Genomic DNA, 18,262 nt, shown 5'->3' with positions numbered 1-18,262 from the left:
AAGGGTTGCGGATGTTAACCCCTCATTGAGAGGAATGCAAAGCCTCTGATCGAAAACCGCTGGTCGGCACCTCGGTCGGCGACTATTATGCGCGCCTTCAAATCTGCCCCCTACAAGGCGCAACCCCATGCTAGTACTGGGATTAGAAACCTCCTGCGACGAAACCGGCGTCGCGTTATACGACAGCGAACGCGGTTTGCTTGCGGACGCATTATTCAGCCAGATCGACCTGCATCGTGCCTATGGCGGTGTGGTACCGGAGCTGGCTTCGCGCGATCACGTCAAGCGCATGCTGCCCCTGATTCGCCAGACACTGGCCGAGGCGGACTGCGTGGCCACTGATATCGACGCCATTGCCTATACGGCCGGCCCTGGGCTGGTCGGCGCCTTGCTGGTCGGCGCTTCGTGCGCTCAGGCACTGGCGTTCGCCTGGGATATCCCGGCGCTGGGCGTGCATCACATGGAAGGTCATCTGCTGGCCCCTATGCTGGAAGAAAACCCGCCACAGTTCCCGTTCGTCGCCTTGCTGGTGTCCGGCGGTCATACGCAGTTGGTGCGCGTCGACGGCATCGGTCAGTACGAGCTGCTGGGCGAGACGCTGGATGATGCCGCAGGCGAGGCGTTCGACAAGACCGCCAAGATGATGGGCATGCAGTACCCCGGCGGTCCGGAGATTTCAAAGGCGGCCATGCAGGGCGTGGCAGGGCGTTTTGTCTTCCCTCGGCCGATGACTGATCGTCCCGGTCTGGAATTCAGCTTCAGCGGCCTGAAAACCTCTGCGCTCAGTACCTGGCAGCAATGCCGGAGCGCTGGAGACGACAGTGAGCAAACCCGCTGCGACATCGCTCTGGCCTTCCAGCAAGCGGTAGTAGAGACTTTGACCATCAAGTGCAAGCGTGCGCTCAAGCAGACCGGTCTCAAGAGCCTGGTGATTGCCGGTGGCGTCAGCGCCAACAAGGCGCTGCGCGCTTCGCTGGAAAGCATGCTTGGCGACTTGCGCGGCCATGTCTATTACGCACGGCCCGAGTTTTGTACCGATAACGGCGCCATGATCGCTTTTGCCGGGTGCCAGCGTTTGCAGGTCGGGCAGAAGGAAGATTTGAGCATCAGCGTGCAGGCGCGCTGGCCCATGGAGCAGTTGTCGGGGCTGTGACGGCAGACGAGGCGGGTTACGCCTCAGAAATGTCGTTCGCGCCCGGCGAGCAGGTCGCGTAGATTGCCGCGATGGCGCCAGACGATGAGCAGGGTCAACACGCTCATCGGCAGCAAAGCATGAGGCTCCTGCCAGGCCAGCAATGGCAGGGTCAGGGGTGTGGCAATCAGGGCGGCAAGCGAGCTGGTGCGGGTCAGGTACAGCGTCAGCAGCCAGGCGACTATCGCCAGGGCAGCGGCGGGCGGATACAGGCCCAGCAGCACACCGGCGGCGGTCGCTACGCCTTTGCCACCGCGGAAGCGGAAGTACAGCGGGAACAGATGGCCCAGCACTGCGCAGACGCCGATCCAGCCCTGTTGTGCGATGTCCATGCCCAAGGCGCTGGTGATCAGGATCGGCACCAGGCCTTTGCAGAGGTCGCCGAGCAGGGTCAGGATGGCGAGTTTTTTCCCGGCCAGACGCAGCATGTTGGTCGCGCCGGCATTGCCGGAGCCACTGGCGCGCGGGTCCGGCCTGCCGCTCAGGCGGCTGAGCAGGATGGCGAAGGACAGCGAGCCAAGCAGGTAGGCGAAGGTGGCCAGTAACCAAAACATGCGAACCATTCCGGGCGAGGATGCCCTGATTCTAACGGCGCATCGCGCCCTTGTCGTGCAGTGGAGAGTAGTGCTTGGACAGAGTTTTCATCGAGGGCCTTGAGGTCGATACGGTCATTGGTGCCTATGACTGGGAGCGCGGCATTCGTCAGTGCCTGCGTCTGGACCTCAGCTTTGCCTGGGACAATCGCCCCGCAGCCGCAGGGGACGATCTGAGCAAGGCCCTCGACTACGCCAGTGTCTCGACACGTATTCAGGCGTTCGCCGAGCAGGCACAGTTCCAGTTGGTGGAGACCTTCGCCGAGCGACTGGCCGAAGTGCTGATGGGTGAATTCAATATTCCCTGGCTGCGCCTGAAACTGACCAAGCCCGGTGCTGTAGCGGCCGCAGCCGGTGTGGGCGTGGAGATCGAGCGCGGATGTCGCTGACGCGGATTTTCCTCGGCCTGGGGAGCAACATCGAGCGTGAGCGCCATCTGGTTGCGGGGCTCGATGCGCTGGATAGCTTCCTGACCGACCTGAGCTGTTCGCCGGTTTTTGAAAGCCATGCCGTGGGTATCAAGAGCGGGCCATTCTTCAATCTCGTGGTGTCGGCACTGACCGATCTGCCCTTGATGGAGCTGGATCGTCGCCTGAAATTCATCGAAGCGGACAATGGCCGTTATGCCCCGGATCGCAAAGGGTTGCCGCTGGATATCGATGTGCTGCTGTACGGCGAACAGGTCGGTAATTTCGACGGGCTGATCTTGCCGAGGGCAGAAATTCTGAAGAATGCCTTCGTACTGCGTCCATTGGCGTTGATTGCCCCTGAACGTCTGCATCCCGGTGTGGGGATTTCTTTCAGCAAACTCTGGGCTGATGCGCAGATCGATCAGCAGCTTTGGCCGGTGGCGTTCGAGTGGCGCGGGCTGGCACTGACGCCTGAGGATTTGCTGCGTCGCTGAGCTTGTCCGCGCCTTCCAGCTCTGACGCTTCTCGTGCCAAAGCTGAAGATCGGATGCAGAGCGTCCAGGGCTGCGCTACCACGCGGAGCGCGGGAGCGATAACCGTGCACGAGAGGCTGTCAGGCGAGGTGCTCGACCTTGTAGGTTTTCAGTGCCTTCAAGCGCTCGTTCTTCAGTGCGTCACCCAGTTCCTTGCCTTTCAGGCCCTGTTCCAGCAACGGCTGTACTGATACTGCGCGTGCGACCTCGGCGGCGCCGCGCAGATAGTCGGCCTGTGGATAACTGCGTTGTTCGAAGCCGTGACGTCCCCGTGCGTCCATCTCGCAGGCGGCAATAAACTCTTCAAAGCGCTGCGGGCGGCGGTAGACGTCGAAGCTTTGCAGCAGCTCCAGCAGGGTCGAGGGTTTCAGCTCCAGCGCACGGTGGCCGTGAGTGTGGTACTGGCCGACCAGCAGCGCCAGTTCCTGGCAGTCCCGTGGTACACGAAAACGCTCGTTGACCGCTTTTATCAGGCGCAGGCCGGTGTGTTCATGGGCGATGTGCCTTGGCCATTCGGCTTCCGGCGTCAGCCCTTTGCCGAGGTCGTGCAGCAGGCAGGCCCAGCGCACTGTCAGCGGGTGTTTGTGGCGCGCGGATTGCTCGAGGACGCTGAGCACGTGCACGCCAGTGTCTATTTCCGGATGATGCGCCGCCGGCTGCGGTACACCAAACAACGCTTCGACTTCGGGCATCAGCTCTTTGAGCGCGCCGCAGTCGTGCAGTACCTGGATGAACACCTGAGGCTGTTCTTCCATGAGTGCGCGAGAGATTTCCTTCCAGCTTCGCTCGGCAGTCAGCGCCTTGAGTTCGCCCGATTCACTGAGCTGTCGCATCAATTCCAGGGTCTCGGGCGCGATGGTAAAACCGTAACCGGCGTAGCGCGCTGCGAATCGCGCCACACGCAAGACTCTGAGCGGATCTTCGGCGAATGCGGGTGAAACGTGACGTAATATCCGCGCTTCCAGATCCTCCTGGCCGTTGTAGGGATCGGTTAAATTACCGTCCTTGTCTTCAGCCATGGCATTGATCGTCAGGTCGCGCCGAATCAAATCCTGCTCGAGTGTCACCTCGGGGCTGGCGTGGAAAACAAAGCCCCCGTAGCCCACACCGCTCTTGCGCTCGGTGCGCGCCAGCGCGTATTCCTCATTGGTCAGCGGATGCAGAAACACCGGGAAATCTGTACCGACCGGGCGATAGCCCTTGATCAGCATGTCCTCGGTGCTTGCGCCGACTACCACCCAGTCGATGTCCGTGACAGGTTGACCCAGAAGACGGTCGCGTACAGCACCGCCCACTTTATAAATCTGCATAAAAAGCCTCCGTAAGCGCGACAGGATAAACCTTGTGTCGTGCTTATGGAGGCTAAAGCTGTATAAGCAAGCGTTTAACGCGCTAGTGCCCTAGCGCTTAAAGGTGGACGACCGCCATATCAAGCCGGGGATACTCACTGTCGGCATGCTCGCCTTTCGGGGGTACGTGATGAGTCTTGACCACCTGATCGCCCTGCAAGGTTTCCAGGTGGATGTCAAAGCCCCACAGCCGGTGCAGGTGTTTGAGCACCTCGTCTGTCGAGTCACCAAGCGGTTTGCGATTGTGCTGTTGATGGCGCAAGGTCAGCGAGCGGTCGCCTCGGCGGTCGATGCTGTAGATCTGCACATTGGGCTCCCGATTGCCCAGGTTGTACTGCGCAGCGAGTATTTCGCGGATGGTCCGATAGCCGTTTTCATCATGAATGGCGGGCACCAGCAGGTCGTCCTTCTGGTCGTCGTCCATAATGCTGAACAGCTTCAGGTCGCGAATCACCTTGGGCGACAGGTACTGGAGAATGAAGCTCTCGTCCTTGAAGCTGGTCATCGCGAACTTGATCGCCGTCAGCCAGTCGCTGCCGGCAATTTCCGGAAACCATTGGCGATCCTCATCGGTAGGGTGTTCGCACATCCGCCGGATGTCCTGATACATGGCAAAGCCCAGCGCATAGGGATTGATGCCGCTGTAGTAGGGGCTGTCAAAACCGGGCTGGAAAATAACGCTGGTGTGCGACTGCAGGAACTCCATCATGAAGCCGTCGGTGACCAGCCCTTCGTCGTACAGGTCATTCATCAGCGTGTAGTGCCAGAACGTCGCCCAGCCTTCGTTCATCACTTGGGTTTGGCGCTGTGGATAGAAATACTGCGCGATCTTGCGCACGATGCGCACCACTTCGCGCTGCCATGGTTCCAGCAGCGGGGCGTGTTTCTCGATGAAGTAGAGAATGTTTTCCTGCGGCTCGGCCGGAAAGCGCGCGTTGTCTTCCTTGCTGCTCTTGTCGGCACTTTTCGGGATGGTGCGCCAAAGATCGTTGATCTGTCGCTGAAGGTGCTCCTCCCGGTCCTTCTGCCGACGCCGCTCTTCTTCGGCTGAAATCGGGTAGGGGCGCTTGTAGCGGTCCACACCGTAGTTCATCAGCGCATGGCAGGAGTCGAGCAAGTCCTCCACAGCATCGATGCCATGGCGCTCCTCGCATTGCATGATGTACTGCTTGGCGAACACCAGGTAATCAATGATCGAACTGGCGTCAGTCCAGGTGCGGAACAGGTAGTTACCCTTGAAGAAGCTGTTATGGCCATAGCACGCATGGGCCACCACCAGCGCCTGCATGCAGATGGTGTTTTCTTCCATCAGGTAGGCAATGCACGGGTCGGAGTTGATGACGATCTCGTAGGCCAGGCCCATCTGGCCGCGAGAATAGGATTTTTCCGTGCTGAGGAAGTGTTTGCCGTAGGACCAATGGTGATAGCCCAGTGGCATGCCCACCGAGGCATAGGCGTCCATCATCTGCTCGGCCGTGATCACTTCGATCTGGTTGGGATAGGTGTCCAGCGCATACCGCTCGGCAATCCTGCCGATTTCGCGGTCGTAGGCGCGGATCAGTTCGAATGTCCACTCTGACCCCGTGGAAAGGGGTTGGCGCTTCTGCTCTCTGGCGGTCATGACACTAACCTTCGCTGAAAGAGTTCGCGGAATACCGGATAGATATCACCGGCAGAGACCAGCTGTTGCTGGGCAAACGTGTCGGCAAAATCTTCACCGATGCGTTCGTATTCGTACCACAAGGCCTGGTGCTCACGCGGCGTGATTTCCACGTACGTGTAGTACTGCACGAAAGGCATGATCTGTTTGGTGAGGATTTCCCGGCAAATGGGCGAATCGTCGTTCCAGTTGTCGCCATCCGACGCCTGTGCCGCGTAGATATTCCAGTCGCTGCTCGGGTAGCGTGCGGCCATGATTTCCTGCATCAGTTTCAATGCACTGGAAACGATGGTGCCGCCGGTTTCCCGGGAATAGAAAAACTCTTCCTCGTCCACTTCGCGGGCGCTGGTGTGGTGACGAATGAAGACCACGTCGATCTTGTCGTAGTTACGCTTGAGGAACAGGTACAGCAGGATGAAGAAGCGCTTGGCGATGTCCTTGGTCGCTTGGGTCATGGAGCCGGAGACGTCCATCAGGCAAAACATGACCGCTTTTGAGCTGGGGTTGGGTTGCTTGACCAGCAGGTTGTACTTGAGGTCGAAAGTATCGAGATAGGGCACACGACGAATGCGAGCCTTCAGTCGGTCGATTTCTACTTCCAGTTCCTGAAGGTCGCCGAAGTTATCCGGCTCTTCGCGCTTCATGCGCTCAAACTCGGCAGTCGCTTCCCTGAGTTTCGCGCGACTGCTACCGGACAGTGCGATGCGGCGTGCATGCGCCGAACGCAGGGTGCGGATGATGTTGATCCGTGACGGGTTGCCTTCGTTGCTGATCCCGGCGCGTACGGTCTTGAAGGTGTCGGTGCCGGTCAGGTTGCGCTTGACCAGGTTCGGCAGCTCCAGGTCTTCGAACATGAACTCGAGAAACTCTTCCTGGGTAATCTGAAACGAAAACTCATCCATCCCTTCGCCGGAATTACCCGCCTTGCCGGGGCCTTTACCGCCGGCGCCGCCTTGAGGGCGGGCGATGTGCTCACCGGTGGTGAATTCCTTGTTGCCAGGATGAACAACGGTCTGCTTGCCGCCGCGACCGTGGTGCAGGACCGGTTCGTCGATGTCACGCCCGGGAATGCTGATCTGTTCGCCGTGTTCCATGTCAGTGATGGAGCGCCGGCTGACCGCTTCCTCCACTGCCTTCTTGATGTGATCACGGTAACGCCGCAGAAACCGCTGGCGGTTTACCGTGCTCTTGTTCTTGCCGTTGAGACGTCGGTCGATCACATAGCTCATAGGCTCCTCCGGGGAGCTTCAAGTTGTAAGCCTCAAGCTGCAAGCGAGCAAACGATCAATCCCGAGACCGGGTGTTGATCGCTTGTCGCCTGCAGCTGATAGCTTGAAGCTTGCAGCTGCTTTACTGCGATTTCCGCACGCGCAGATACCATTCGGAAAGCAAACGTACCTGCTTGTCCGTGTAGCCCCTCTCGACCATTCGTGTCACGAAGTCGTTGTGCTTCTGCTGATCTTCTTTGCTGGCCTTGGCATTGAAGCTGATGACCGGCAGGAGGTCCTCGGTGTTGGAGAACATTTTCTTCTCGATCACCACCCGCAGCTTCTCGTAGCTGAGCCAGGTCGGGTTCTTGCCATTGTTGTTGGCGCGGGCACGCAGCACGAAGTTGACGATTTCGTTGCGGAAATCTTTCGGGTTGCTGATGCCAGCCGGTTTCTCGATCTTTTCCAGCTCCTCGTTCAAGGCCACGCGGTTGAGGATCTCGCCGGTTTCCGGATCGCGGTATTCCTGATCCTGAATCCAGAAGTCCGCATACAGCACATAGCGGTCGAAAATGTTCTGACCGTACTCGCTGTAGGATTCCAGGTACGCCGTCTGGATTTCCTTGCCGATGAACTCGATATAGCGCGGTGCCAGGTATTCCTTGATAAAGCGCAGATAACGCTCGCGCGTTTCGGCGGGGAACTGCTCCTGTTCGATCTGCTGTTCCAGTACGTAAAGCAGATGCACCGGGTTGGCCGCAATTTCGTGCGGATCGAAGTTGAACACCTTGGACAGAATCTTGAACGCGAAGCGGGTAGACAGACCATTCATGCCTTCGTCGACGCCCGCACTGTCGCGGTACTCCTGGATCGACTTGGCTTTAGGGTCGGTGTCTTTCAGGTTCTCGCCGTCATACACGCGCATCTTGGAGTAGATGTTGGAGTTGTCCGGCTCTTTGAGGCGCGACAGCGTGGTGAACTGCGCGAGCATTTTCAGGGTGTCCGGCGCGCAGTGCGCCTTGGACAGCGAGCTGTTGAACAGCAGCTTGTCGTAGATCTTGATCTCGTCGCTGACACGCAGGCAGTACGGCACCTTTACGATGTAGATACGGTCGATGAAGGCTTCGTTGTTCTTGTTGTTGCGGAAGCTGTGCCACTCCGATTCGTTGGAGTGCGCCAGCAAAATACCGGTGAACGGGATCGCGCCCAGCCCTTCGGTACTGTTGTAGTTGCCTTCCTGGGTTGCGGTGAGCAGCGGGTGAAGGACCTTGATCGGGGCCTTGAACATCTCGACGAATTCCATCAGGCCCTGGTTGGCCCGGCACAGCGCGCCCGAGTAGCTGTAGGCATCGGCGTCGTTCTGCGGGAATTCTTCCAGTTTGCGGATATCCACCTTGCCGACCAGCGCCGAGATGTCCTGGTTGTTTTCGTCGCCGGGTTCGGTTTTCGCCACGGCAATCTGGTTGAGAATCGAAGGGTAGAGCTTCACCACCTTGAACTGGCTGATGTCGCCACCGAACTCGGCCAGGCGTTTGGTCGCCCAGGGCGACATGATGGTGCTCAGGTAGCGTCGCGGAATCCCGAAGTCTTCTTCGAGAATCGCGCCGTCCTCCGTGGCGTTGAACAGGCCCAAGGGCGACTCGAAGACAGGCGAGCCCTTGATGGCGTAGAACGGGACTTTTTCGATCAGTTGCTTGAGTTTTTCCGCCAGGGACGATTTACCGCCACCCACCGGGCCGAGCAGATACAGGATTTGCTTTTTCTCTTCCAGGCCTTGGGCGGCATGGCGGAAATACGAAACGATCTGGTCGATGCACTCTTCCATTCCGTGGAAGTCGGCAAAGGCCGGATAGCGGCGTATGACCTTGTTAGAGAAAATGCGCGACAGCCTGGAGTTGGCGGAGGTATCCACCAGTTCAGGCTCGCCGATGGCCAGCAGAAGACGTTCTGCGGCAGAGGCGTAGGCGCTGCGATCCTGTTTGCAGAGCTCCAGATACTCCTGTAGCGAGAGCTCTTCTTGCCGCGTGCTTTCGAAGCGTTGTTGGAAGTGGCTGAATATACTCATGACGTCACCTCGCTCGATACGTGGAGCCGGCGGCGGATCGTCAGTCGATGCTGGCAGCGACCTAACCACGGCCGCTGTTTCCCCCCAGAACACCCTAGGCTCTGTACGAAAAGTGGCTGCGCTCGGTGATGCTTCGTTAAAAACAGGCTCGGAATGCTCATTTACAACACGTAGACTCCGCTTCCTCGCCTGTTTTTGCCTTGCCTGACCTTCGCTCGCCAACTTTTCGTACAGAGCCTTGTAACTACCGATGACCCACGCGCCGGTGTACCGGCTCTCCCCTGAATACGGATGGCCTAGGCTAAGGATAGTTCGGATTCGGAAAGATAAAGAAGGGATGCGCGAGAAGACGGGCTGACCGTTCGTCAGATGGCTCGCGAGCCCGCGTAGAACGCGGGATCAGCTGTCATAAAAATATTTTCTATCAGCCTTGCACGGTTTCTTGCGGGTAAGTGGCGCGCCACAGCTCGAAACCGCCGTCCACGCTGTACACATCGGAGAAACCCTGGCCGACCAGATAGGCTGCAGCGCTCTGGCTGGAGTTGCCGTGGTAGCAGACGACCACCAGCGGCTTGTCCAGATCGGCTTCGCGGATGAAGTCGGCGATCGAGTGGTTGTCCAGATGCACGGAATCGGGAATGTGATTGCTCTCGAAAGCCTGTGGGTCCCGAACGTCGACCAGCACGGCGCCTTGCTCGCGCAGAGCCTGGGCCTGTTCAGGGGGGATACGTTTGAATTCAGTCATTGCCTGGGCTCCTGAGCCTGAGGTTACGGAAGGGGAGTAGCGCCGGGTTGCATGCGGGTAACAAGCCCGTCGGCGGCATTGCCGATAGCATCGCAATTGCACTGATGACGTTCAAGCGTATCGACATTGAGCAGCGTCATCGAGCCGCCCCAGACACATCCGCTGTCGAGGGCGAAGACGTCAGGTTCGTCGCAGCGACCTTCAAGCGCAGCCCAATGGCCGAAAATGATTTTCACGTCGCGGGTCTTGCGGCTCTGGTGGCTGAACCAGGGCGCATAGCCAGGTATCGCGGTGCCGACCCCTTCCTTGCTCTTCAGATCGAGCTTGCCGTCGCTGGTGCAGAAGCGCATGCGGGTGAAGTAGTTGGTGATGACCCGCAGACGCGTCACGCCTTGCAGGTCGTTGTCCCACTTGGCCGGTTCATTGCCGTACATGCCGTCGAGAAAGGCGCCGTACAACGTGTCGTCCTGCAGCGCATGCTCGACTTCGGCAGCGTGCTTCAAGGCCTTTTTCAGCGTCCACTGTGGCGCGATACCGGCATGCGCCATGGCGACATTGCGTTCTGCGTCGTAATGCATGAGCTTCTGCCGACGCACCCAGCCAAGCAGGTCGTCACGGTCTGGCGCTTCAAGGATTTCAAGCAGCGTGTCGCCCTTCTTCAGCAGCTCTCTTTTACGGGCCACTGCCAGCAGGTGCAGGTCATGATTGCCGAGCACGCACACCAGCGATTCGCGAATGCTGTACAGATAGCGAAGTGTTTCCAGCGATTGCGGGCCACGATTGACCAGGTCACCCACCAGCCAGAGGCGATCCTGCTCCGGGTTGAAGTGCACGTGCTCGAGCAGGCATTGCAGAGGTTCAAGGCAGCCTTGCAGGTCACCGACCGCGTACACCGCCATCAGTGCAGCGAGCCCGGAACGGCCAGACGGAAAGGCTCGATAACGGCATCGAAGCGTTTGCCGTCTTCGGCCAGCATCTGGTAAGTGCCCTGCATATTGCCGACTTTGGTGGTCATGACCGTACCACTGCTGTAGGTATGGCTTTGGCCGACCTTGATCAGTGGCTGCTGGCCAACCACGCCTTCACCACGTACCTCCTCGACATTGCCATCACCGTCGGTAATGACCCAGTGCCGCGACAGCAGCCGGGCAGGGAGCTCGCCATTGTTGTGCACGGTAATGGTGTAGGCGAAAGCGAAGCGGTTCTGCTCGGGTTGCGACTGCTCCGAGAGGAAGCGTGTGACGACGCTGACGTCGACCTTGTAACGAGAATCGGGCATGCAATAGGCCTTGAAATCCATAGCTGCGAAAAAAGGGCGTGTGCGGCAGGTAGATCAGTCTAGGACAAGTAAGCGGAAAATGAAGACTGAGCCTGCCGTTTACTTGTCCCCAGGGTTCACTCTGTCACAACTTTTTCGCTGAGAGTGTCTGCCAGACGAACGAATGCAGCCAGATCGAGCTGCTCGGGACGCAAGCTGCCGTCTACTCCGGAAGCGGTGATCTCATCGCTGGTCAACAGCAGCTTGAGGGTGTTGCGCAGGGTCTTGCGACGCTGGTTGAACGCTTCACGCACGATGCGCTCCAGCACACGGTGATCCTTGGCAGGGTGCGGCAGTGTTTCGTAAGGGACGAGGCGCACAATGGCCGAGTCCACTTTCGGCGGCGGGTTGAATGCACCCGGTCCGACGTTGAACAGGTGTTCGACGCGGCAATGGTACTGGACCATGATCGACAGACGGCCCCAGTCACCACCGCCGGGTCCGGCAGCCATGCGCTCGACCACTTCCTTTTGCAGCATGAAGTGCATGTCGCGGATCAGGCTGGCGTTCTGCAGCAGGTGAAAAATCAGCGGTGTCGAGATGTTGTACGGCAGGTTGCCCACCACCCGCAGGCTGCGCGGTTCGGCGCCGAGGGTGTTGAAGTCGAATTTCAGCGCATCGCCCTGATGCAGGTTGAAGTTCGGCTTGCTGGCGAACTGGCCGTTCAGGATCGGGATCAGGTCCTTGTCCAGCTCGACCACGTCCAGCTGAGCGCCGCTGTCGAGCAGGCCCTCGGTCAGTGCGCCCTGGCCCGGCCCGATTTCCAGCAGCCGGTCTTCAGGTTTGGCACGGATGGCACGCAGGATCTTGTCGATAACGCCTGCATCGTGCAGGAAGTTCTGCCCGAAGCGCTTGCGCGCCCGGTGTTGGTATTGCTCGGTCATGAATGGGTCTCGGCCATCTGGTAGGCGGTTTGCAGTGCGACGTGCAGGCTGCCGGTGTCGATGTTTGCAGTGCCGGCCAGGTCCAGCGCCGTGCCGTGATCGACAGAGGTGCGGATGATTGGCAGGCCGAGCGTCACATTGACCGCTGCGCCGAAACCTTTGTATTTCAGCACGGGCAGGCCCTGATCGTGGTACATCGCCAGCACTGCGTCGCAGTGCTCCAGATATTTGGGGGTAAACAGAGTGTCTGCAGGCAGCGGGCCGCGCAAGTCCAGGCCTTCGCTGCGCAGGCGCTCCAGAGCAGGTTCGATGATGTCGATTTCCTCACGACCCAGATGCCCGCTTTCGCCGGCATGAGGGTTGAGGCCGCAGACCAGAATGCGTGGATGGGCAATGCCGAACTTGTTGACCAGGTCGGCGTGCAGGATGCGTGTCACGCGCTCCAGACGATCCGCTGTGATGGCGTCGGCCACATCGCGCAACGGCAGGTGAGTGGTCACCAGTGCTACGCGCAGGTCGCCGGTTGCGAGCATCATCACCACCTGTTCGGTGTGAGTCAGTTCAGCGAGAAATTCGGTGTGTCCGGAAAACGCGATACCGCCGTCGTTGATCACGCCTTTGTGCACCGGGGCGGTGATCATGCCGCTGAACAGTCCGTCCAGGCAGCCCTGGCCCGCGCGAGTCAGGGTTTCCAGAACAAATGCAGCATTGGCTTTGTTCAGCACGCCGGTTTCCACCGGAGCGGCCAGTGGCGTATCCCAGACGTACAGACTGCCGGCAGGCGCAGGCAGGTCGGGAAACGCGTCGGGCGTGACCTTTATCAGACTGACCGACACACCCAGTTGCGCGGCCCGCTCAAGGAGCAGGTCGCGGCTGGTGATGGCAATCAGGGGGTATGGCTGAGGCTGCGTGGCGAGCAGCAGGCAAAGGTCAGGACCTATGCCGGCCGGCTCGCCGGGTGTCAGTGCGAAACGCTTGGGTTTCACTGTGCAGCCTGGGTCGCGCCAGGGAGTTTGATCTCAACGTAGGCTTCGTCGCGGATCTGACGCAGCCAGGTTTGCAGCTCTTCGTCGTACTTGCGGTTGCGCAATACGTTCAGCGCCTGCTGTTCCCGAGCCTGATCGGTAGCGTCCTTGGAGCGACGACCGAGCACTTCTAGGACATGCCAGCCGTACTGGGTCTGGAACGGTTTGGACAAGACGCCTTGTGGCGTTTCGCTCATCACCTGACGGAATTCCGGAACCAGAGAGTTGGGATCAACCCAGTTCAGATCGCCGCCATTGAGTGCAGAGCCCGGATCTTCCGAGAAGCTTTTCGCCAGCTCGGCGAAATCTTCGCCGTTTTGGATGCGGTCGTAGATCTTCTCTGCAAGACGCTTGGTCTCTGCCTCGTTACGAATTTCGCTTGGCTTGATCAGGATATGACGCACATGCACTTCATCACGCATTTGCGCCTCACCCTGGCCGCCGCGCTTTTCCAGCAGCTTGAGGATAATGAAACCGCCCGGCGTACGCGCAGGAGGCGTCACGTCACCGACAGGCATCGAACTGAGCATGTCACCGAAGGGCGGTGGCAATTGTGCAGCCTTGCGCCAGCCCATGTCGCCGCCTTCCAGTGCGTTCTCGCTGGACGAGGAGGTGGCTGCGAGACGGGTGAAGTCAGCACCTTTCTTCAACTGGTCGTAGATGCCCTTGGCCTTGACCGCAGCAGCCTGGATGGCGTCCGAGGAAGCGCTGTCAGGTGTGGCGATCAGAATGTTGGCCAGGTGAAACTCTTCAGACAGCTGAGCCTTGCCCATATCGGAGGCGAGGAAGTTCTTCACTTCCTGCTGGGACACCTGGATACGTTCGGCCACCCGGCGCTGACGCACGCGGCTGATGATCATTTCCCGGCGCACCTGTTCGCGCGCATCGTTATAGGACAGGCCGTCATGCGCCAGCGCGGCGCGGAACTGCTCCACGCTCATGTTGTTGCGCTGGGCAATGGTGCCGATGGCCTGGTTCAGTTCTTCGTCGGAGACACGAATGCCAGAGCGTTCGCCCATCTGCAACTGCAGGTTTTCCAGGATCAGACGATCCAGAACCTGTGGTTGCAGGGCTTCTGCAGGCGGTACACCAGAGCCGCGCTTGGCAATGGTCTGCTGAACTTCACGTACACGCTGGTCCATCTGGCTTTTCATGATCACATCGTTGTCGACGATAGCCACGACACTGTCCAGAGGTTGAACCGCAGCATGCACTGCACCGCTCAGGAGTAACGCGCCCAGCATCAGCGGGCGCAGACAATCAGAAAGCTTGGTCTTCACGTTCACGATAACCTTGAATGCCTTTGTCGAGGAAGCTGTCTACCTTGGCGCCAGTTACACCGCCGAGCCCCTTCAACACGATTTGTAGGAATATGCCGCGGTCGCCTTTCTCGTTCTGAGGTGCTGCCTGGCTGAACTCGTCGTAGTCGATCCAGTAGCGATTGACCAGACGCATTTTCCAGCAGCAGTTGTCGTACTCGAACCCGCCGAAAGCTTCGATGGTGCGTTCACGGTTGTAGTCATACTGCCAACGGCTGATCAGGCTCCACTGAGGCACGATCGGCCAGATGACCGAGAAATCGTGCTGCTGAATCTTGTAGTAGTCCTTCACGTAGTTTGGCGAACCCGGGGTGCCGTAGTCACCACCCCCCACGACCCAACGGCCGGTGCTTTCGTCGTAACGAATCTGGTCGTTGCGATAGCGATAGCCGAGGTTGACGATCTTGTTCGGATTGTCTTCAGGCTGGTAGTGGAACATCGCGCTGCCCGAACGGGTGCTTCGGCTGTCCGGATCCCAGTTGAAATCGGAATTGAAGCGCCAGTCGCGGTTGAAGCGGTATTCGTATTCCAGTGCATAAGGCGAGACTTTGGAGCGCGCATCGTCACGGTCAGCGAACGCGACACCAGGGAGTTGCACTTTACGGTCTTCGAAATACAGTGCCTGACCAATGCTGAAGCGTTGACGTTCGAAGCCGTTGTCTTCGATCCAGCGGTTGGTGACGCCCAGCGACAGTTTGTTCTCGTCGCCGATGCGGTCGGAACCGGTGAAGCGGTTGTCACGGAACAGCGAGGAGAAGTTGAACGTGCTTTCGCTGGTGTCGAATACCGGGATGTCGGTCTGGTCTTTCTCGGGAACATAGAGATAGAACAGGCGCGGCTCCAGGGTCTGGCGGTAATCCTTGCCGAACCAGTTGGTATTGCGATCGAAGTACAGGCCGCTGTCGACGCTGAAGATCGGTACGCTGCGGCTTTGGCTGCTGTTGTACTCTTCGCCGGCCAGCAGGGTGTTTCTGCCCTGACTGTCCAGATCCAGATCGTATTGCGTGTAGACATACTTCAGCTTCGGCGTCAGGAAGCCATAGGTCCAGTTCATCGGCAGGCTGACGGACGGTGCCAGGTTCAGGCGATCGCCGTTGGCGCGAGCCAGGCCGGAGATGTTGTTGTCCAGGCGTGTCTCGGAGTTGCCATCTTCATCGATGAACGCGCCGCTGCGCAGATCACGTTCGAAACGCACCGCTTCGGTCTGGTAATCGAACTTCAGACCACCGGGGTTGTAGGGCAGCGTACCGTTGAGCGTCAGCTGAGGCAGGCGATTGTACGGCGTAACGTTGGCAACCGTCGCCAGCTTGTAGGCCTGAGCATTGAGCACTGCCGAGAAGCTGTCGCCACGGTAGGTCAAGGAGCCTTGCTGGTTGAGGAAGTCGGTTCTTTTCACGCCGATCTGATCGGTTTCCAGATCCTGGAAGTAGTACGGATCGCTGATGTCGGTGTAATCGACCTGGGTCAGCCAGCGCGTATCAAGCCCGCCCTTGTGCTGCCAGTTGATCATCCAGCGGGTCTTGTCGTAGTCCGACTGCTGTTTGCGGTCGTCATTCTCGTCGTTCAGGTACGCGCCGCCGAACTGACCTTCGCTGCCCTTGGTCAGGTAGCGGAACTCGCCTTCCATCAACAAGCCACGATCAGCCATGTAACGCGGGTACAACGTGGCGTCGTAGTTCGGCGCCAGGTTGAAGTAGTACGGGGTGACCAGCGTGAAGCCGTTGTCGCCACCTGCTGCAATGGTTGGCGGCAGGAAACCGGACTGGCGACGGTCGTCGATCGGGAAGTAGATATACGGCGTGTACAGAACCGGTATGTCCTTGACCCGCAGGGTAACGTTGGTCGCTGTACCGAAGCCGGTGGCCGGGTTCAGCGTGATGTTGTTGCCCTTGAGCGTCCAGGCGTTGCTGTTCGGCTCGCACGTCGTGTAGGTACCGTCCTTGAGCCGGATGATCGCGTTCTCTGCACGCTTGGCGTACAGGGCGTTACCGCGAATATTCGACTTGTGCAGGACGTACTCGGCGTTGTCGACACGGGCTTCGCCGGTATCGAGTTGCAGTTCGGCCTTGTCACCGACGATCAGCGCACCGTTGTCGCGCAGACGGACATCGCCGTTCAGCTCGCCACGGTTCTCGGCCTGATGCAGTGCAGCCTCCTGGGCCTGCACCTGCATGCTGCCCTGACGCATCACGACATCACCCGCCAGCGTGGCGACCTGCGCTTCCTGTTCGTAACGCGAAGCCTTGGCTCCCACGAACATTGGCGCGTCTTTCATCGGCGTCTTGTCGTCCATGCCAGGACGAATCGGCTCGACGTAGGCGCCCGAGCAATACGGGCCGGTCTCGGCCAGTTGCGCTGCGGTAAGCTTTTCGCGAGGAACCCAATCGAGGTGGCTGTAGTCAGCACTACGCGACTTCAGACCTTTGCCCTTGGCTTCAGTGACCAGTTGCGTACCCGCAGACTGTTCACCCGAAGAGGTGCCTTGTGAGGTGACCGTGCCGTTGGAACTGACCGACGTCGTGTCATGCACGGGGCGCGGAGGCAGATCCACTGCAGCAGCATTGGATTTCGGCGCACAGTTCCAGGCACCCGAAGCAGAGACTGAGCAGTCATACTGTTCCGCGGCGACCACGAACTGAGTGGCCAGAGGTTGCATCGCCAGCAGACTGCCGGTTACGAGCAACGGAAATTTTTTACGAAACGCGGGGGATTTCAATGCCATCTTATTAGTCCGGGCTTCCTGCGCGCCATCTGCCCGCGGGGGGGCCGCACGCCTCTCGATGGGCTGAAAAAGATTCCGGATAATAAAGCATGACCCGCTTGACGGCTAGCGCCGTCGGAGACCCTTGTAATGTCAGATCAAGATATACGCCTGCAATCCCTGAAAGTTTGGCTCGATGAGCAGTTGCCGGCGCTGTTTTTGGCGCACGGTTGGGGCGCCGTGCCCCCGGCTACATTGACTGCGGCCAGTAGTGACGCAAGTTTTCGCCGTTATTTTCGCTGGGAGGGTGCGGGTCGAACTTTTATTGTCATGGACGCCCCTCCACCGCAGGAAAACTGCAAACCGTTCGTGGATATCGCTCATTTATTGGAAAAGTCGGGCATTAATGTTCCAAAAATTTATGCCGAAGACCTGACACAAGGCTTTTTGCTGCTCAACGATCTGGGCCGTCAGACTTATCTGGATGTCATTGACGACAACAATGCCGATGCCTTGTTCGCCGATGCTATCCAGGCGTTGCTGGCTTACCAGCAACTGCCTATGGACGCGCCATTGCCCAGCTATGACGTCGCGTTGCTGCGTCGTGAGCTGGAGCTGTTTCCTGAGTGGTACGTGAAGCGGCACTTGGGTGTCGAGATGGACGAGGCGCAGTTGAGCGACTGGCAGCAGGTCAGCGAGCTGTTGATCAACAGCGCCCTGGCACAGCCCAAAGTGCTGGTGCATCGCGACTATATGCCGCGAAACCTGATGATCAGCGAGCCCAACCCTGGCGTGCTGGATTTTCAGGATGCGGTCTATGGCCCGGTCACCTATGACGTGACATGCCTGTTCAAGGACGCATTCCTGAGCTGGCCACAGGAGCGCGTCAGTGACTGGCTGCGCACCTACTGGGATCAGGCGCAGGCCCTCGGCATTCCGGTGCAGGAAGATTTTGCCGCATTCGAACGCGCCAGTGATCTGATGGGCGTACAGCGACATTTGAAGGTGATCGGTATTTTTGCCCGCATTTGCCACCGGGATGGAAAACCTCGATACCTGGAAGACGTTCCGCGCTTTTTCGCTTATATAGAAGCGGTGTTGTCACGTCGCCCAGAACTGGCGCAGCTCGGGCAATTGCTTACCAGTCTGCAGCCGGTAGACGCCGCTGTCTGAAATGACAGAGACGGCCCACGTCATAGACAGCCCGTTTTATACAGGGCCGCTTTGAAATATGGCCATTTTGGAAAAGATCTTGATTGT

At 58.9% G+C, this 18,262-nt stretch carries 16 protein-coding genes; 4 read left to right on the top strand and 12 right to left on the bottom strand.

Features of this window, described 5'->3' with window-relative positions; translation table 11 throughout:
• The first annotated feature begins 127 nt into the window (after positions 1–127).
• Complete coding sequence (gene tsaD, locus V476_RS08370) at positions 128–1,153, top strand: tRNA (adenosine(37)-N6)-threonylcarbamoyltransferase complex transferase subunit TsaD (protein ID WP_024961380.1); 1,026 nt, start codon at positions 128–130, stop codon at positions 1,151–1,153.
• Positions 1,154–1,176: 23 nt separating this feature from the next.
• On the opposite strand, the gene plsY is transcribed toward tsaD, so the two are convergent.
• Positions 1,177–1,746 (bottom strand): glycerol-3-phosphate 1-O-acyltransferase PlsY, encoded by a 570-nt coding sequence (gene plsY, locus V476_RS08365; protein ID WP_024961379.1) that lies wholly within the window; start codon positions 1,744–1,746, stop codon positions 1,177–1,179.
• 74 nt (positions 1,747–1,820) lie between these two features.
• Between plsY and folB the strand changes: the two genes are divergently transcribed.
• Complete coding sequence (gene folB / locus V476_RS08360; RefSeq protein WP_003316242.1) at positions 1,821–2,174, top strand: dihydroneopterin aldolase; 354 nt, start codon at positions 1,821–1,823, stop codon at positions 2,172–2,174.
• Positions 2,165–2,689, top strand: a complete 525-nt coding sequence (folK, locus tag V476_RS08355; protein WP_003394966.1) for a 2-amino-4-hydroxy-6-hydroxymethyldihydropteridine diphosphokinase — start codon at positions 2,165–2,167, stop codon at positions 2,687–2,689. The genes folB and folK overlap by 10 nt, the downstream gene beginning before the upstream one ends.
• Positions 2,690–2,808: 119 nt before the next feature.
• Here folK and V476_RS08350 read toward each other — a convergent pair whose 3' ends face one another.
• The 11 genes from V476_RS08350 to V476_RS08300 all read right to left on the bottom strand — a co-directional run bounded on the left by V476_RS08350 (position 2,809) and on the right by V476_RS08300 (position 17,023).
• Positions 2,809–4,038: a multifunctional CCA addition/repair protein gene (locus tag V476_RS08350; protein WP_024961378.1), complete on the bottom strand. Its 1,230-nt coding sequence runs from the start codon at positions 4,036–4,038 to the stop codon at positions 2,809–2,811.
• Positions 4,039–4,135: 97 nt separating this feature from the next.
• Positions 4,136–5,698, bottom strand: a complete 1,563-nt coding sequence (locus V476_RS08345; RefSeq protein ID WP_003419771.1) for a SpoVR family protein — start codon at positions 5,696–5,698, stop codon at positions 4,136–4,138.
• Complete coding sequence (locus tag V476_RS08340) at positions 5,695–6,966, bottom strand: YeaH/YhbH family protein (protein WP_003316246.1); 1,272 nt, start codon at positions 6,964–6,966, stop codon at positions 5,695–5,697. The genes V476_RS08345 and V476_RS08340 overlap by 4 nt, the downstream gene beginning before the upstream one ends.
• Before the next feature lie 121 nt (positions 6,967–7,087).
• Positions 7,088–9,010 carry a PrkA family serine protein kinase gene (locus V476_RS08335; protein WP_003341169.1) on the bottom strand — a complete coding sequence of 641 codons (1,923 nt, stop codon included), beginning with the start codon at positions 9,008–9,010 and terminating at the stop codon, positions 7,088–7,090.
• A 424-nt stretch (positions 9,011–9,434) separates the two neighbouring features.
• The gene (gene glpE / locus V476_RS08330) at positions 9,435–9,755 is read right to left on the bottom strand and encodes a thiosulfate sulfurtransferase GlpE (RefSeq protein ID WP_003341167.1); all 321 of its coding nucleotides are present in this window, start codon (positions 9,753–9,755) and stop codon (positions 9,435–9,437) included.
• 23 nt (positions 9,756–9,778) lie between these two features.
• Positions 9,779–10,654 (bottom strand): symmetrical bis(5'-nucleosyl)-tetraphosphatase, encoded by an 876-nt coding sequence (locus tag V476_RS08325; RefSeq protein ID WP_024961377.1) that lies wholly within the window; start codon positions 10,652–10,654, stop codon positions 9,779–9,781.
• A complete protein-coding gene (gene apaG / locus V476_RS08320) occupies positions 10,654–11,034 on the bottom strand; it encodes a Co2+/Mg2+ efflux protein ApaG (RefSeq protein ID WP_003316251.1) in 381 nt (126 codons plus the stop codon). The genes V476_RS08325 and apaG overlap by 1 nt, the downstream gene beginning before the upstream one ends.
• Positions 11,035–11,150: 116 nt before the next feature.
• Positions 11,151–11,957 (bottom strand): 16S rRNA (adenine(1518)-N(6)/adenine(1519)-N(6))-dimethyltransferase RsmA, encoded by an 807-nt coding sequence (rsmA, locus tag V476_RS08315; protein WP_003422719.1) that lies wholly within the window; start codon positions 11,955–11,957, stop codon positions 11,151–11,153.
• Positions 11,954–12,943: a 4-hydroxythreonine-4-phosphate dehydrogenase PdxA gene (gene pdxA / locus V476_RS08310; protein ID WP_003394953.1), complete on the bottom strand. Its 990-nt coding sequence runs from the start codon at positions 12,941–12,943 to the stop codon at positions 11,954–11,956. Before pdxA ends, rsmA begins: the two co-directional genes overlap by 4 nt.
• On the bottom strand, positions 12,940–14,262 hold the full coding sequence (locus V476_RS08305) for a peptidylprolyl isomerase (protein WP_003341160.1): 1,323 nt from the start codon (positions 14,260–14,262) through the stop codon (positions 12,940–12,942). Before V476_RS08305 ends, pdxA begins: the two co-directional genes overlap by 4 nt.
• Complete coding sequence (locus V476_RS08300; RefSeq protein ID WP_024961376.1) at positions 14,243–17,023, bottom strand: LPS-assembly protein LptD; 2,781 nt, start codon at positions 17,021–17,023, stop codon at positions 14,243–14,245. The genes V476_RS08305 and V476_RS08300 overlap by 20 nt, the downstream gene beginning before the upstream one ends.
• A 129-nt stretch (positions 17,024–17,152) precedes the next feature.
• Here V476_RS08300 and V476_RS08295 point away from each other — a divergent pair, with 129 nt between their 5' ends.
• Positions 17,153–18,175: an aminoglycoside phosphotransferase family protein gene (locus V476_RS08295; protein WP_024961375.1), complete on the top strand. Its 1,023-nt coding sequence runs from the start codon at positions 17,153–17,155 to the stop codon at positions 18,173–18,175.
• Positions 18,176–18,262 lie beyond the last annotated feature (87 nt).

Origin of the sequence: Pseudomonas syringae KCTC 12500, from assembly GCF_000507185.2 — a bacterium.
Lineage (GTDB): Bacteria > Pseudomonadota > Gammaproteobacteria > Pseudomonadales > Pseudomonadaceae > Aquipseudomonas > Aquipseudomonas syringae.
The sequence above is the reverse complement of the archived record's forward strand: the minus strand, read 5'-3'. Positions and strand labels throughout refer to the sequence as shown.

Bases quoted from the DNA above. Each gene is read 5' to 3' on its own strand.
- tsaD (WP_024961380.1), top strand. From the start codon at position 128: ATGCTAGTACTGGGATTAGAAACCTCCTGCGACGAAACCGGCGTCGCG.
- plsY (WP_024961379.1), bottom strand. From the start codon at position 1,746: ATGTTTTGGTTACTGGCCACCTTCGCCTACCTGCTTGGCTCGCTGTCC.
- folK (WP_003394966.1), top strand. From the start codon at position 2,165: ATGTCGCTGACGCGGATTTTCCTCGGCCTGGGGAGCAACATCGAGCGT.
- V476_RS08350 (WP_024961378.1), bottom strand. From the start codon at position 4,038: ATGCAGATTTATAAAGTGGGCGGTGCTGTACGCGACCGTCTTCTGGGT.
- V476_RS08345 (WP_003419771.1), bottom strand. From the start codon at position 5,698: ATGACCGCCAGAGAGCAGAAGCGCCAACCCCTTTCCACGGGGTCAGAG.
- V476_RS08340 (WP_003316246.1), bottom strand. From the start codon at position 6,966: ATGAGCTATGTGATCGACCGACGTCTCAACGGCAAGAACAAGAGCACG.
- V476_RS08335 (WP_003341169.1), bottom strand. From the start codon at position 9,010: ATGAGTATATTCAGCCACTTCCAACAACGCTTCGAAAGCACGCGGCAA.
- glpE (WP_003341167.1), bottom strand. From the start codon at position 9,755: ATGACTGAATTCAAACGTATCCCCCCTGAACAGGCCCAGGCTCTGCGC.
- V476_RS08325 (WP_024961377.1), bottom strand. From the start codon at position 10,654: ATGGCGGTGTACGCGGTCGGTGACCTGCAAGGCTGCCTTGAACCTCTG.
- apaG (WP_003316251.1), bottom strand. From the start codon at position 11,034: ATGCCCGATTCTCGTTACAAGGTCGACGTCAGCGTCGTCACACGCTTC.
- rsmA (WP_003422719.1), bottom strand. From the start codon at position 11,957: ATGACCGAGCAATACCAACACCGGGCGCGCAAGCGCTTCGGGCAGAAC.
- V476_RS08300 (WP_024961376.1), bottom strand. From the start codon at position 17,023: ATGGCATTGAAATCCCCCGCGTTTCGTAAAAAATTTCCGTTGCTCGTA.
- V476_RS08295 (WP_024961375.1), top strand. From the start codon at position 17,153: ATGTCAGATCAAGATATACGCCTGCAATCCCTGAAAGTTTGGCTCGAT.